Source organism: Larsenimonas rhizosphaerae (genome assembly GCF_023700005.1).
Classification (GTDB): domain Bacteria; phylum Pseudomonadota; class Gammaproteobacteria; order Pseudomonadales; family Halomonadaceae; genus Larsenimonas; species Larsenimonas rhizosphaerae.
Window position 1 is genome coordinate 220,069 of record NZ_JAMLJK010000003.1, and the last position, 14,129, is coordinate 234,197.

Genomic DNA, 14,129 nt, shown 5'->3' on the forward strand with positions numbered 1-14,129 from the left:
GTCAGCGCAGCGTTTCGGGGTGGCGTTTCAGCCACTGAGCTGCGGTAGGTGCCTGGGGCAGGCGCGGGAACAGGGTTGCTTGAAGCGCATGATAAATATCCGGCTTGCCTGACCAGACGGTCGTGGAGGGCTGGTTGTATCGATCCAGCTCGTGATGCCAGCTGCCGTGATGTCGGTCAATCAGGTGCAGATCAATATAATCCCAGAAGGTGCGGTACCAGTGCTCGTACACCGCGTGGCCGGTGCGGGCAAGTAGTGCGGCGGCGGTACAGACGCCTTCCGCCATGACCCAGTGCATGCGTTCATGCGCAACAGGCTGCTGTGCCCAGTCCAGGGTGTAGACCATGCCGGGAGCGCCATCAGCGGACCAGCCTGCAAGGGCTGCGTCGAACAGTGCAGCCGCATCGCGGGCGAGCCAGTCCGGCGCCGTCCCTTCGTTCTTCAGCAGGGCCGCTTCAAGGTTGATCAATAATCGAGACCACTCAAGGCCATGGCCGGGGGTGACGCCGTAGGGGCGGAACGGGTCGCCGGGCTTGTCCTGGTTGTAGTCGCGCAGTGGCTGCCAGGCGTCATCGAAATGCTCGATCACATGATAACCGGCGTGGCGCGCATTATCGTGAATGAGGCGTTCGGCAATGGACAGGGCGCGGTAGCGCCATGCGGGGGCATTCAGTGCATCGGCAATGGCCAGAAAGGCTTCCACCGAATGCATATTGCTGTTGGCGCCGCGGTAGGCTTCGCCCTCGGTCCAGAAACGGTCACTGTTTTCACGCATTGCGCCTTCATCATCACTCCAGAAGTGGGTGTCGATGATATGGCAGGCGTCGTTCAGAAGCTCATGCGCGCCGGGCCGCCCTGCCTGGGTGGCTGATGCTGCCGCCAGTCCGACAAAGGCATGCAGGTAGGCTTCCTTGGTATCGCTGGCCCCCGGCTCCTGAACTTCCGAAAACCAGCCGCCGGCCTCGTCATCATGAAACAGGGTGGTCAGCGCCTTCAGGCCATGATCCACCAGCTCCGCAGCTCCCGGAATACCCTGCAGGGCCGCCAGGGCGTAGACATGTGTCATGCGTGCAGTGACCAGTGTCTGAGGCCGACAGGCATTGTCCAGCCGCCCCTGTTCGTCCAGCCAGCCGAAGCCGCCATCAGGCAGGCGAGCGGCCTTGCCGAAGGCAATCAGCTGGTGCGTCTGTTCCCTGAGCCAGAGGTGATGCTCCGGTTGATCAAGCCAGTAGGTAGTGAATGTTCCGGTAAACGACTGCGCTGACATGATGGCTCCTTGACAAGGGTAGTAATAGGCGGTGCTCAGTGGGCAGGGTCGATGCGCCCACCCTGTGAGGCATTGCGGCGAAACCATCCGGCGATGCTGGCTCGGCTATGATGCGTTGGCAGCACTTCGTGGGGAATGGTTTCCGATAGAAAGCAGACCAGGGTGCCTGCTTCAGGGCGTACCCGGCCGATTTCGCGGTCGGTGTCGTGTTCGTCAAACAGCACCATCTCTCCACCGCCGTCAGCCGGCCAGTCCTCGTTCAGATACAGCACGGTCGAGACCATGCGATTGGCTCGGTTCCTGAAGCTGTCCACGTGTTTCTTGTAGAAGGTTCCGGCCGGATAGCGAGCGAAATGGGCCTCGAATTCCAGAAGTCCCAGAAACAGGCTGTAGTTCAGGGCCTGGCGGAAGTGCTCCATGCGCATCAGCCAGTCCTGCTGTGCCGGCCCTGCCGGGTTGAGCCAGTAAATGCTGTCGCCACGAATATCATCGCGCAGCTGGTGGTCCTGGCCGCGCCCGATGCCGGCTCGGCTGAGCTGGTCGTGCTCATGCAGATGATCCAGCTCCAGGCGAAGGGCCTGAATGTGCTCTTGGCTGATGGCCTGGTGCTGTACGCCCCAGCCAAACGCCACAAGCTGGTCGATCAGTGCATCCTGACCGTCAATGGTCACGGGGGCGTCGGGGGTGGTCATGAATCGGTATCCTGTTGATAGGGGCGCTTGCGCCTGGGGGGGCGAGGGCGAAGATCACCCGCTGTGGGCGGATGTGACAGACTGACATCCACATGAAACCCCACGCGCAGCAACTCGATGATCATCATGGCGGACAGCCCCCAGAGCTGGGTGTCAGCCACGGTATAGCTGGGTACATAGAGTGTATCGGCGTTATCGAGTTCGATGACATCGGTCCAGGCGCGGTCATCGTCGATCAGTCGGGCCAGCGGAATTTCCAGCAGTCGGTCGATTTCCGCGGGGTTGATGGCAAGGGTTGGCTGGGCGGGAATCAGCCCGACAAACGGTGTCACGATAATGCCATTGATTGAAATGCAGTCACTCAGCCGGCCGATGAGGGTAATACTGGTGCGAGGCAGCCCGATTTCCTCTTCGGTTTCCCGCAGGGCGCATTCCTCCAGGGTTTCACCCGGGTCCAGCTTGCCCCCTGGAAAGGCTACCTGGCCGGCGTGGCTTGAAAGCCTGGCACTGCGCTGGGTCAGCAGCAGGCGGGGTTCTGGTTCATCATGCAGGGGAATCAGAACGGCGGCCCGCGGGCGCTCCCCCTTTATACGTTGAGGGTGATAGGCTTGCAGTCGTTGCTCAAGGGTCTTTAACATGCCGAACGTTTTCCTGACATTCTACCAGGCACGGGAGCGCCATCATGAATTTCTGCAGTGAATGTGGCGCGCCGGTGCGCTTCGAGATTCCTCGCGGTGATGATCGCCCGCGCCATCTGTGTCATCACTGTGGCACGGTGCACTATCAGAATCCACGTATTGTCGCTGGAACCGTTCCGGTACAGGACGGGCGGGTGCTGTTGTGCCGTCGGGCCATCGAGCCACGCCATGGTTACTGGACGCTGCCTGCCGGCTACATGGAAAACGGCGAGTCGACCGAGGATGCCGCCCGCCGGGAAACCCGTGAGGAAGCCGGAGCCGAGGTAGTCATGCAGGGGCTTTATACCCTGATTGATCTGACCCATATCAATCAGGTCTACATGATGTTTCGAGCAGATCTGGTCGGCGGGTTCGAGGCCGGTACGGAGAGTCTTGAAGTCGCCCTGTTTGACGAACGGGACATTCCCTGGGAGACGCTGGCCTTTCCCACCATCCGACGTACGCTTGAGCATTTTTTTGAAGATCGCCGTCGGAACCACTTTCCCCTGCACGCCAGTACCATCGACCAGCCCATGGCTCGACAGACGCCAGAGAATCAGCCTGCCGATAAATAGTGCCGGTTTGCGCCTGCGAAGGTTCGGGGATAATGGCATAATCCCGCGATCAACACAGAGGGCCGGACAGGCCCTTTGACCGGACACGACCCACAACGGATGTCTCATGCTGAAATGGCTTTCGATCGCGCTGGTAGCGCTGCTCGGCATACTCCAGTACCACCTCTGGTTTGATGAGGGCGGTTTTATCGAGTGGCATCGGGTGATGTCCCGAGCCGATACGCTGGCCGAGTCCAATGCTGTTCTCAAGGCGCGTAACGAGCGTCTGGCCGCCGAGGTCATCGACCTCAAGAACGGCCTGGGGGCCGTGGAGGAACGGGCACGCAATGATCTGGGAATGGTGCGCGGTGACGAACAGTTCTTCTGGGTGCCCGGTGTCACCGTCGATGCGACCGAGGAAGCCAGAAACAGCCCGCCGGAGCCTCGCTCATGACCTTGTTTCTTGTCGTGCCGGCAGCCGGCGTCGGCAGCCGGATGAAGGCCGACCGGCCCAAGCAGTATCTGCTTCTTCAGGGGCGGCCACTGATGGCACACACGCTGTCCCGCCTTCATGACGCCTTTCCGGAAGCCGTGCTGGTGCTGTGCCTGGATCATGAAGACGATCGCTTCGACGCGTCCATGGTGCCCTTTGCCCGCTGGCAGCGTGTGCGTGGCGGGGAAACCCGTGCCGAGTCAGTGCGGGCGGGCCTCGCTTCCGTGGCCGAGCAGGCTGCGCCGGATGACCTGGTTCTGGTTCACGATGTAGCCCGCCCCTGTGTGCAGGTAGAAGACCTGCATCGTCTTCACGCGGCCGCCGGCGAGCACGCCGATGGTGCCCTGCTGGCTGCTCCGGTGGCCGATACCATGAAGCGGGCCGATGACTGTGGCGGTGTACTGCGCACTGAATCACGCGCGCACCTCTTTCATGCACTGACCCCCCAGGGGTTTCGCTATGACCTGTTGTGCCAGGCACTGGATGCTGCCCGGGCCGGGGGCGTAGAGGTGACCGATGAGGCCTCGGCCATTGAAGCACTGGGCCGTTCGCCGCGTCTGGTGCCTGGACGTCGTGACAATATCAAGGTCACGCATCCCGAGGATCTCGCGTTGGCGGGAGCGCTACTGGCCCTGCCAGGCGGCGACTGATTTCGAATTGCTTTTCAAGGACGGTTCATGACATTACGTATTGGTCACGGTTTCGACGTGCATCGCTTCGGGCCGGGGGATCATCTGATGATCGGCGGCGTGCGCCTGCCATTCCATCATGGGTTTGTAGCCCACTCCGATGGTGATGTGCTGTTACATGCCATCAGTGATGCATTGCTCGGGGCCTGCGCTCTGGGGGACATCGGTCAGCACTTTCCTGATACCGATGACGCCTGGAAGGGCGCGGACAGCCGCATGCTGTTGCGTGAGGTCTATCGGCTGGTATGCGATAAGGGCTACCGGCTGGGTAACCTGGACGCAACCCTGTTGGCACAGCTGCCCAAAATGGCGCCGCACATCGACGCCATGCGGACTTGTATTGCCGAGGATCTCGGTGTCAGCATCGGTCAGGTCAACGTCAAGGCCACGACCACGGAAACGCTGGGGTTCACCGGCCGCGGTGAGGGCATTGCGGCGGAAGCGGTCGTGCTGCTGACGGAGGCCCTGTGAGCGGCATTCTGCCGGAGTGGCCTCGCGCCTTCGGGTTGCCGGTGGGGCCGGCACGGTACCGGCAGCATCCCGACCATTTTCAGGTAGAAGAGCAGCTGGGGTTCGAGCCGGAAGGCGACGGCGAGCACTGGTGGCTTTTCATCGAAAAAGCAAACCTCGGGACGCTGGAAATGGCTCGTCGGCTGGGTCAGTTGCTGGACGTGGAGCTGAAGGATATCGGTTACAGCGGACTGAAGGACCGGATGGCCCTGACGCGCCAGTGGTTTTCGATCTGGCTGCCTGGACGCCCCTTGCCGACAGACCCGGCGACGCTGGTGGAGAGTGCCGGCGGGCGGTTGTTGAATGCCGGCCGTCATCGTCGCAAGCTCAAGCGAGGTGCTCATCGCGCCAACCGGTTTTATCTACGTCTTGAAGGCGAGTGCGTCATGACTGACGCCTTTGATGCGCGCTGGGAGCAGTTGCTGGATGACGGTGTACCCAACTACTTCGGCCCCCAGCGGTTCGGCGTCGGCGGCGAGAACCTGCGTCGGGCGCGTCAGGTCATGGATCGGGGCTGGCGGCGTCGCGATGACCGTCAGGGCATGCTGCTTTCAAGTGCCCGAAGTTTTCTCTTCAATGAGGTGCTGGCCGAGCGCATTGATCTTGGATGCTGGAACCAGGCACTGGAAGGCGATGTCTTCATGCTGGAAGGGTCACACAGTCACTTCGCCAGTGACGGGCTTGATGAGCGTCTTCGCCAGCGGGTGGCCACGCTCGACATTCACCCGACAGGCCCGTTGTACGGCACGGGACGTTCTGGTACGTCGCAGACGGCGGAGACTCTTGAACGCGATGTACTGCACCGTCATGAGTCTCTGGCCGGTGGCATCGAACGTGCCCGGGCCGAGGCGGGCCGACGTGCCCTTCGTGTGCGGGTTGAGGCGGGACGACTACTGCGTGACGAGACCGGTACGTGGCTTGGCATGACGTTGCCACGAGGCGCCTTTGCGACCGCTGTGCTGCGCGAGTTGATCGACCATCCAACCCTGTAATCCTGCCTGAAGGGCCGGGAGATTCGATGAAAAAACTGCTGCTTTCCAACGATGACGGTGTCCACGCCGGTGGGCTTCGCGCCCTGTACGAGACACTGTCCGGCGCGTTCGAGGTGCGGGTCGTGGCGCCCGATCGAGACAAGAGCGGGGCAAGCAACTCGCTTACACTGTCGCGCCCCCTGTCAGTCAATACGCTTGAAAACGGCTTTCACTATGTAGATGGCACACCGGCAGATTGCGTGTATCTGGGCGTTAGTGAGCTGTGGCCGGATACGCCCGACATGGTGGTGGCCGGCATCAATCACGGTGGAAATCTGGGGGACGATGTCCTGTATTCCGGCACCGTGGCGGCAGCCATGGAAGGACGTTCGCTCGGGCTTCCTGCCATGGCCGTTTCCCTGTGCGGCAATACGCATTTCGAAACGGCAGCACGGGCGGCGGCGGTACTACTATCCGGTGCTGACCGATTGTCATTGCCACCTCGCAGCCTGCTCAACGTCAACGTGCCCGATGTGCCCTGGTCGGAGATCAAGGGATTTCGTGTGACTCGACTGGGCCATCGCGGGCCGGGCGATCAGCCTCTGGAAGTCCGTGATCCGAGAGGGCGGGCAAGGTACTGGATTGCGCTGGCCGGCAGCAATGCCGACGATGGCGGCGACACTGATTTTGCCGCGGTCAGCGAACAGTGGGTATCGATTACACCGTTGATGACGGATCTGACGCGCCATTCGGCATTGGCCGATGTCGCGGATTGGCTGTCGTCACCGGGCATTATTCATGTAAAGGAGCAACAGGTGTGAAGCGAGCGTTATCGTTGTATTTAAAGGGTGCCGGCATGGGGGCCGCGGATGCTGTACCGGGCGTTTCCGGCGGTACCATCGCCTTTGTTACCGGTATTTATGAAGAGCTGATTCATACCATTAAATGCTTTGGCCCCGAGGCTGTCGGCGTCTGGCGTGAAGGCGGGTTGCCCAGGCTGTACGAGTTTCTCAATATCGGTTTTCTGGTGCCCCTGATGCTGGGGATCCTGACCAGCCTGATCACTGTGGCGCATGTCGTTACCTGGTTGATGGACGCGTATCCGCTGCTACTGAATGCCTTCTTTTTCGGGCTGGTACTGGCCTCGGCCTTTGTCGTGGCACGCCGATTGACGCACTGGCATGTTGCTCATCTGGTACCGCTGGTGCTGGGCGGGATACTGGCCTGGTACCTGCCGAATCTGCTGCCGGCCGGTAACAGCAGTGGCTGGATGCTGTTCTTCGCGGGAGCGATTGCGATCAGTGCCATGTTGCTTCCCGGTGTCTCCGGCAGTTTTCTGCTGTTGACCATGGGGATGTACGGTACGGTCATGAGTGGTATCAAGGGGTTTGACCTGATACTGATCGTCAAGTTTGCGCTGGGATGTCTGGTCGGGCTCTTCACGTTTTCGCGTCTGCTGTCCTGGCTGTTCAGGCACCATCATGCAATGACGCTTCAGCTGCTGATCGGCTTTATTCTCGGGTCCCTGCCAACGCTCTGGCCCTGGAAGACCCTGACGGCGTACCGGTTGTCTGACAAGGGCGAGAAGATTCCGCTGGATCATCAGCTGCTCATGCCGGAACATTATTCGGCGCTGACCGGTGAGCCATCGCATTTGGCAATGTCGCTGGTACTGATGGTCATCGGGATGGGGCTGGTCATTTTGCTGGGTGAGCGCAATGCGCCGTCATCAGCTGAAACGACAACTCGTTAAGGATATGCAATGAGTAACTACAAACTGGCCGGTTCGCTGGCTGCAGTTCTGCTTCTGGCCGGCTGTGGTACCAATGCCACGACGCCTCAGGTGCAGGACCTGTCCTTCAATCGGCAGCAGGCTGACAAGCCCGTTTCCTATCAGATTCATCGCGGCGATACCCTGTACAGCATTGCCTGGCAGCATGATGTCGACTTCAGACAGCTGGCCGCGCTGAATAATATCGAGGCCCCTTACAACCTTCGCCCCGGGCAGACGCTGAGGCTCTCGGCGGCGGGCGATGCAAGTACACCGACGGTGGCATCCTCCCAGGGGGCTACGACGTCACCGCTGGGCAGCAGCAGTGATGACACGGATGATTCCTGGCTTGTTACCTCGGATGCAGAGGATGCCGATGGCGCAGTTGACGCCTCCGGCACCCTGCCCCCGGCCGGACAGCCGAGCAGCAGTACGGTCGATAGCAAGGGCAATGATGTCGGTACGGCCGTAGCCGGGGAAACGACCGCTGAAAAGCCGGCGAAACAGCAGTATTCGCCGGTGGCCAATGTCGCGTGGCAATGGCCTGTAAAAGGCAAGGTAGTGGGTGATTTTACCCAGTCTCGAAATATAACAGCAGGCATTGATATTGCCGGTCAAAAGGGGCAGTCTGTGAAAGCTGCAGGCCCGGGCATTGTTGTTTACGCGGGCAACGGTGTTCGTGGTTACGGTAACCTGATCATCATCAAACACAACGATCATTTCCTCAGTGCCTATGCACACAATCAGTCATTGAACGTAAAGGAAAATGACGTTGTCAGTGCCGGTCAGACCATCGCCACGATGGGTAACAGTGATGCTGATCAGGTGGCCCTTCACTTTGAAATACGCAAGGATGGACAACCTCAGGATCCGCTGAACTATCTGCCGGATCAGGCCTGAGCAATACCGGGCGCGTGCCGCAACCCGCGCCCGATTATAAAAAACAGGCGTAGACACCCGATTCCGGGCAACGGAAGCTTCGAATGAAAAGGGGTAAGAGCTATGACGGTAGCAGAACGAGATATACAGGACGTAAATCTTGATGACGCAGATGAGGAGTTGAATCTGGAAGGCAGCGATAACGCCGCCACTGAAGAAGCAGAAGCCTTTGAAAAGGCTCTGCATCGGGAAGAGCGTCAGGCCAGTCAGAGCCTGGATGCCACCCAGATTTATCTCAATGAAATCGGGTTTTCACCCCTGCTGACGCCGGAAGAAGAAGTCTACTACGGTCGACTGGCCCGCAAGGGCGACCCGGCAGGTCGACAGCGAATGATCGAATCCAACCTCCGGCTGGTTGTCAAGATTTCACGCCGTTATCTGAACCGGGGGCTGACGCTTCTGGACCTGATTGAAGAGGGCAACCTCGGGTTGATCAGGGCGGTCGAGAAATTTGACCCGGAGCGTGGCTTCAGGTTTTCAACCTACGCGACCTGGTGGATTCGGCAGACAATTGAACGGGCCCTGATGAACCAGACCCGTACCATTCGTCTTCCCATTCATGTCGTCAAGGAGCTCAATGTCTACCTGCGCGCCTCGCGCGAGCTGACACAGAAGCTGGATCATGAACCGACGGCGGACGAGATTGCAGAACATCTCGACAAGCCTGTTGCCACCGTCAAGAAAATGATGGGGCTCAACGAGCGGGTATCCTCGGTGGATTATCCGGTCGGGTCGGAAGGTGACAAGCCACTGATCGATACCATTGCCGACGAGAATGAGTCCGGCCCTGAATCCGATCTGGTGGATTTTGACGTCAAGGCCCACGTGGATGAGTGGCTGGCTGAGCTGACCGAAAAACAGATGGAAGTGGTGGTACGTCGCTTTGGTCTGCGCGGTCATGAAGCGGCAACACTTGAAGATGTCGGCGCGGAAATCGGCCTTACCCGTGAGCGGGTCAGGCAGATCCAGGTCGAGGCACTCAAAAAGCTCCGCAAGGTGCTCGAGGCGCAGGGTCTGTCGCTGGAATCCATTTTCGACCAGTCGTAGCGCGCGATGTAAATCATCTCCCTTTCGGGCGGGCCTGGTGCCCGCTCGATGTCGTTATGAGCAATTGAACTTATTATTTTCGTCGTGGCGCGTTAGACTATTGCCATGACTAACATGCAATCATGTATGTATGTGTGAACCCAATCCGGTGGAAAGCCGTGGTGGAGTCGAAGACACTCTGCCAGCGATGTTCGCTCTCGCCGTTACAGGAACCTGTCCATGCCCAGAATGAAGTCCCTTCCGCTGGCGATCGCACTGGTGATTGCCGTACCGGCACACGCAGCCGATCTGATGACGATTACTCAGGATGCGCTCAGCAATAACGCCGGATACAACGCGTCCCGTGCGACCTACGACAGCACGCGGGCCAATGAGGACATCGAGCGTGGGGATCTGCTGCCACAGGTATCGGCGACGGCGTCCTACACGCAGACGCACACCCTTGAGCGCCAGCGTGCCTCTACCGGTGGCGCCGGTGCTGCAGGCGCAGGTGGTGTGGCAGGTGCGGGTGCCGCAGGGGCAGGTGCCAGTGATGACAATTACGGAACAACGTCCGCAGCACTTCAGGTCACTCAGACGCTGTTTGATGCCACCAACTGGTATCAGCTCGAGGCTGCCGAGCGTTCCTCGCTGCAACAGTCGTTGTCACTCGCCGGCGATCGGCAGCAGCTGATGTATAATGTGGCGGAGGCCTATTTTGAAGTGCTGCGCGCCAATGAGCTTCTGGAGACCTACAAGGCGCAGGAGCGGGCACTGAACAGAGAGCTTGAGCAGGTACAGCAGCAGTTCAATGTCGGGGTCGTTGCCATCACGGATGTGCGCTCGGCTGAATCCTCCTATGATTCCGCGCGGGCCCAGCGCATCGCTCAGGAGAGTACGGTCGAGGTCAATTTCGAGGCGCTCGAACAGCTGACCGGTCGGCAGTATGCCTCGATTGATTCATTGAAGCAGAGTCTGCCGATTCGGCCGCCCAGGCCGGCCTCCCGGGATGCATGGAGTCAGATGGCCTCCAGTCAGAATATATCTCTGCTGGCCGCCAGAGTCGGGGTGGAAGCCGCGCGCTCTGATGTCAAAACGGCACGTGCCGGCCACCTGCCGACCATCGAGGCATTTGCCAACTACGATTACAGCCGCTCGAATGCTGACTATCTGCGTGGCCATGGCGAAGATACCCAGGTGGGTATTCAGGCCAGCCTTCCGATTTACAGTGGAGGCTCCACCAGTGCCCGAGTGCGTTACAACACGTACCTGCTGGAAGAAAGTCAGTTCAACGCCGAAAACGAGTTGAGAACAGCTGTTCAGAATGCTCGTTCCTATTACGCGCAGGTAAACAATGCCATCTATAGCATTGCGGCTCGTAAAAAGGCGATTCAATCGGCTAAAAGCTCACTCGACGCGACACGTCAGGGGTATCAGGTAGGTACGTACAACATCGTTGATGTACTGGATGCAGAAGAAAATCTGTATACCTCCATCTCGGATTATGCCGATGCTCGCTATGATTATATTCTGGACATGCTGAATCTTCGTCAGGCATCGGGCGTGCTGGACCTGGGCACCCTGCAGGCGCTCAACAAGTGGCTTGATGCCGCCAATCCGGTTGCCATGATCGCGCCGGATCGTCAAAACGACAAGGATCTGCTGGCCCGGGAAATCGATACCGACGGATCGGTATCCGATGTATTCGGTAATGTTGAACAGGCTCGTCTTGACCCGGTTCGATAAACGGGTCGACGGACATGATATGCAGTGGAGTGATACATGGCGCGCCCTCTGACCGCTTCGATTGACCTTGAGGCCCTGCGCCACAACTACCGACTGGCGTGTGAGTGTGCGCCGCACAGCCAGGCACTGGCCGTGATCAAGGCCAATGCCTATGGTCATGGCGCACTGGCCTGTGCCAGGGCGCTCGAGTCACTTGCTCCCGCGTTTGGCGTGGCATCCATCGAGGAAGCCGATGCCCTGCGTGATGGGGGGATCGAGTCACCTGTAGTATTGCTGGAAGGCTTCTTTGACCCGGCCGAGTTGCAGGATATCGCCCATCGTGACTACTGGTGCGTGGTACACGCGCAGTGGCAGCTCGAGGCCCTGCTGGCCGCCGAGCTTTCGGCGCCGATTACCGTCTGGGTCAAGCTGGACTCCGGCATGCACCGGCTCGGATTTCAGCCGGCCGACCTGCCGGTCGTCTGGCAGCGGCTTGCGGCTTCTTCCCACGTCTCCGGACTTCGCCTGATGACGCACTTTGCCACGGCAGAACTGATGGATACGGCATTATTCCAGCAGCAGGCCGCTACGGCGCAGTCCACGGCGCATCAGCTGAATGCCGATATCTGCTTTGCCAATTCGCCGGCCACGTTATGCCGACCGGAAGTGCATGGCGGCTGGAATCGCCCGGGAATCATGCTTTACGGGGCCAGCCCGCTCGAAGGTGAGAATGATCTATCACGGCGATTGAAGCCGGTGATGACACTTTCCAGCCGTATCATTGCCGTTCAGCAGCTGGAAGCCGGTGAGCCGGTAGGGTATGGCGGCCGATTTGTTACGACGCGCCCCAGCCGAATCGCCGTTATTGCCTGTGGTTATGGCGATGGTTACGACCGCCATGCACCTGACGGCACACCCGTACTGGTGGATGGCATTCGCTGCGGATTGGCCGGCCGGGTGTCGATGGACATGATGACGGTTGATATTACGGACGTACCCTCTGCAGATATCGGGACGACCGTAACGCTGTGGGGTCGTGGACCCAATGAGGCCTGTCTGGACATCAATGAGGTGGCGCGGTACTGCGATACCATCAGTTATACCCTGCTGACTGGCGTATTGCCGCGCGTGCCGCGTCATTACCCTTGATTGTGTACAGGACGCGCCAGATACAGGCATGACTCGAAGTCACCCTGATGGCGGTCTACAATGACCGCCATTTTCAGTAATGGACAGGATATGGGCAAGAAGAAACGAACGCGTCCGGCGCATCCGGCGCATCCGTATTACTGGCCAACGTGGGCCGGCATCACCCTTATGAAACTTGGTGCTTGGCTTCCCTGGCCAGTGAAAATTGCCCTTGGCAGGATCATGGGGGAGTGCGTCTGGCGTTTTGCCAGGCGGCGCCGTCACATCACCGAGACCAATCTACGGCTGTGTTTCCCGGAGCTGGATGATCGGGCGCGAGCCCGGTTGGTACGTGAGACCTTTCATGCCAACGGGATCGGCATTCTTGAAACGGCGACCGGCTGGTGCCGTGACCCGGAGCATTTGCGTCATCGGGTCGCCTTCAAGGGCCATGAGCACATGGTGCAGGCTAAAGCGCAGGGCAAGGGGGTGCTGATCATCGGCATTCATTTTTCCACCCTGGACCTGGGCGGAGCGCTTCATTCCCTGTTTTTTGATGCGGATGTGGTATATCGACCGCATGACAGCCCCGTGTTCGAGTCTTTCATGACTCGGGCGCGTCGCCGCATCTTCGGGGCGGCCATTGATCGTCACGATCTGCGCGGTGTGGTAAAGCGCATCAAGTCAGGGCGTGCAGTGTGGTACTCGCCGGACCAGGATTTCGGGCGGGAAGCCAGCGTGTTTGCCCCCTTTTTCGGGGTTGAAGCGGCCACGATAAAAATGACGTCCAGAATTGCCGGGATGACGGGAGCACCGGTCATGCCGCTGATATTTCACCGTAATCCGGACAATCGCACCTATACGCTCGAGTATCTGCCCGCCATTGCCGATTTCCCGACCGGCGATGAAGTCGCCGATGCGGCGCGGGTCAATCAGGTTATCGAGCAGGCGATACGCCGTCATCCGGAACAGTATCTGTGGTTGCACCGTCGTTTCAAGACCCGCCCCGACAAGCGGGATCCTTCCCTGTACTGACGAGCCTCCCATGCCATGTGTCATCTGCAAGCGTGTGCGATGGCACTCACCTTGTACAGGCCAGGCGCTCAAGTGTGACGCTACCAACGGCCTCACCGTTTTTATCCGTAACGTGGTAGCGCAGCGCTCCCTTGTTATTCAGTATGCGACGCATGGGATTATCCCTGGGTCCGTTGCACAGTGCATAGCGCATGCGGTCATGAAGGTACCTGTTGATCCGAGCCTGTGAGGCAGGGTGTCTGCGAAGCTTGGCAATAATGCTGCTGCGTGTCTCGGTAGCCTGTACGTGCAGTACCAGAGTGGCCTTGTCGGCCTGAGCAGCGATGATTCGCATATCGGCGGCGGCGGGCAGTGGAAGTGTTTCTGAAAGGGCAGTGGCCGTGTTGGTAACGACCTGGCACATGCGCGCATCAAGGTGTCGGGAGTAGGGGCAGCCTTCGTTGATAAGGACGTAAACGTAAAAGCATACGGCGCCAGACAGGATCATGGCTGCGACGGCGATTTTTTCCTTCACGCAATATGACCTCAGTCATTATATTTCCGAGCGTGCTGAAAAGTATAAGGTGTGCGGCTGGTGACAAAGCGTCCGTGTATCGTGATTAATAATTCCTGTTTCATGCATTGAATAAAAAACGCCCCATCGGGGCGTTTC

16 protein-coding genes are annotated in these 14,129 nt (G+C 59.3%); 12 read left to right on the plus strand and 4 right to left on the minus strand.

The annotated features are described in order from the left end of the window. Position 1 precedes the first annotated feature (1 nt). From NAT21_RS13140 to NAT21_RS13150, 3 genes are read right to left on the minus strand one after another with little or no spacing between them, the layout of a single operon-like run. Positions 2 to 1,267 carry an AGE family epimerase/isomerase gene (locus NAT21_RS13140; RefSeq protein WP_250939098.1) on the minus strand — a complete coding sequence of 422 codons (1,266 nt, stop codon included), beginning with the start codon at positions 1,265 to 1,267 and terminating at the stop codon, positions 2 to 4. A 35-nt stretch (positions 1,268 to 1,302) separates the two neighbouring features. Beyond that, entirely contained in the window at positions 1,303 to 1,959 is a 657-nt protein-coding gene (locus NAT21_RS13145) for a 2OG-Fe(II) oxygenase (RefSeq protein WP_250939100.1), read from the minus strand. Continuing rightward, positions 1,956 to 2,597 (minus strand): NUDIX hydrolase, encoded by a 642-nt coding sequence (locus NAT21_RS13150; RefSeq protein WP_250939102.1) that lies wholly within the window; start codon positions 2,595 to 2,597, stop codon positions 1,956 to 1,958. Before NAT21_RS13150 ends, NAT21_RS13145 begins: the two co-directional genes overlap by 4 nt. Positions 2,598 to 2,641: 44 nt before the next feature. Between NAT21_RS13150 and NAT21_RS13155 the strand changes: the two genes are divergently transcribed. The 12 genes from NAT21_RS13155 to lpxL all read left to right on the plus strand — a co-directional run bounded on the left by NAT21_RS13155 (position 2,642) and on the right by lpxL (position 13,477). Further along, positions 2,642 to 3,211 (plus strand): NUDIX hydrolase, encoded by a 570-nt coding sequence (locus NAT21_RS13155; RefSeq protein WP_250939104.1) that lies wholly within the window; start codon positions 2,642 to 2,644, stop codon positions 3,209 to 3,211. A 106-nt stretch (positions 3,212 to 3,317) separates the two neighbouring features. Then, entirely contained in the window at positions 3,318 to 3,644 is a 327-nt protein-coding gene (locus tag NAT21_RS13160) for a septum formation initiator family protein (protein WP_250939106.1), read from the plus strand. Beyond that, positions 3,641 to 4,333 carry a 2-C-methyl-D-erythritol 4-phosphate cytidylyltransferase gene (gene ispD, locus NAT21_RS13165; protein WP_250939108.1) on the plus strand — a complete coding sequence of 231 codons (693 nt, stop codon included), beginning with the start codon at positions 3,641 to 3,643 and terminating at the stop codon, positions 4,331 to 4,333. The genes NAT21_RS13160 and ispD overlap by 4 nt, the downstream gene beginning before the upstream one ends. Before the next feature lie 27 nt (positions 4,334 to 4,360). Next, positions 4,361 to 4,843, plus strand: coding sequence for a 2-C-methyl-D-erythritol 2,4-cyclodiphosphate synthase (gene ispF / locus NAT21_RS13170; RefSeq protein ID WP_250939110.1), 483 nt, complete (start codon positions 4,361 to 4,363; stop codon positions 4,841 to 4,843). Further along, positions 4,840 to 5,874, plus strand: coding sequence for a tRNA pseudouridine(13) synthase TruD (truD, locus tag NAT21_RS13175; RefSeq protein WP_250939113.1), 1,035 nt, complete (start codon positions 4,840 to 4,842; stop codon positions 5,872 to 5,874). The genes ispF and truD overlap by 4 nt, the downstream gene beginning before the upstream one ends. A 26-nt stretch (positions 5,875 to 5,900) precedes the next feature. Beyond that, positions 5,901 to 6,674: a 5'/3'-nucleotidase SurE gene (surE, locus tag NAT21_RS13180; RefSeq protein WP_250939115.1), complete on the plus strand. Its 774-nt coding sequence runs from the start codon at positions 5,901 to 5,903 to the stop codon at positions 6,672 to 6,674. Continuing rightward, on the plus strand, positions 6,671 to 7,606 hold the full coding sequence (locus NAT21_RS13185; RefSeq protein ID WP_250939117.1) for a DUF368 domain-containing protein: 936 nt from the start codon (positions 6,671 to 6,673) through the stop codon (positions 7,604 to 7,606). Before surE ends, NAT21_RS13185 begins: the two co-directional genes overlap by 4 nt. A 9-nt stretch (positions 7,607 to 7,615) precedes the next feature. Beyond that, entirely contained in the window at positions 7,616 to 8,524 is a 909-nt protein-coding gene (locus NAT21_RS13190; RefSeq protein WP_250939118.1) for a peptidoglycan DD-metalloendopeptidase family protein, read from the plus strand. A 102-nt stretch (positions 8,525 to 8,626) separates the two neighbouring features. Continuing rightward, positions 8,627 to 9,610 (plus strand): RNA polymerase sigma factor RpoS, encoded by a 984-nt coding sequence (gene rpoS / locus NAT21_RS13195; RefSeq protein ID WP_250939120.1) that lies wholly within the window; start codon positions 8,627 to 8,629, stop codon positions 9,608 to 9,610. A gap of 219 nt (positions 9,611 to 9,829) precedes the next feature. After that, positions 9,830 to 11,335 (plus strand): TolC family outer membrane protein, encoded by a 1,506-nt coding sequence (locus NAT21_RS13200; protein WP_250939122.1) that lies wholly within the window; start codon positions 9,830 to 9,832, stop codon positions 11,333 to 11,335. Between the two features lie 36 nt (positions 11,336 to 11,371). Then, positions 11,372 to 12,463 carry an alanine racemase gene (gene alr, locus NAT21_RS13205; RefSeq protein WP_250939124.1) on the plus strand — a complete coding sequence of 364 codons (1,092 nt, stop codon included), beginning with the start codon at positions 11,372 to 11,374 and terminating at the stop codon, positions 12,461 to 12,463. A gap of 60 nt (positions 12,464 to 12,523) precedes the next feature. Then, positions 12,524 to 13,477, plus strand: a complete 954-nt coding sequence (gene lpxL, locus NAT21_RS13210; RefSeq protein WP_407658254.1) for an LpxL/LpxP family Kdo(2)-lipid IV(A) lauroyl/palmitoleoyl acyltransferase — start codon at positions 12,524 to 12,526, stop codon at positions 13,475 to 13,477. Between the two features lie 46 nt (positions 13,478 to 13,523). Here lpxL and NAT21_RS13215 read toward each other — a convergent pair whose 3' ends face one another. Beyond that, positions 13,524 to 13,991: a hypothetical protein gene (locus NAT21_RS13215; protein ID WP_250939126.1), complete on the minus strand. Its 468-nt coding sequence runs from the start codon at positions 13,989 to 13,991 to the stop codon at positions 13,524 to 13,526. Positions 13,992 to 14,129 lie beyond the last annotated feature (138 nt).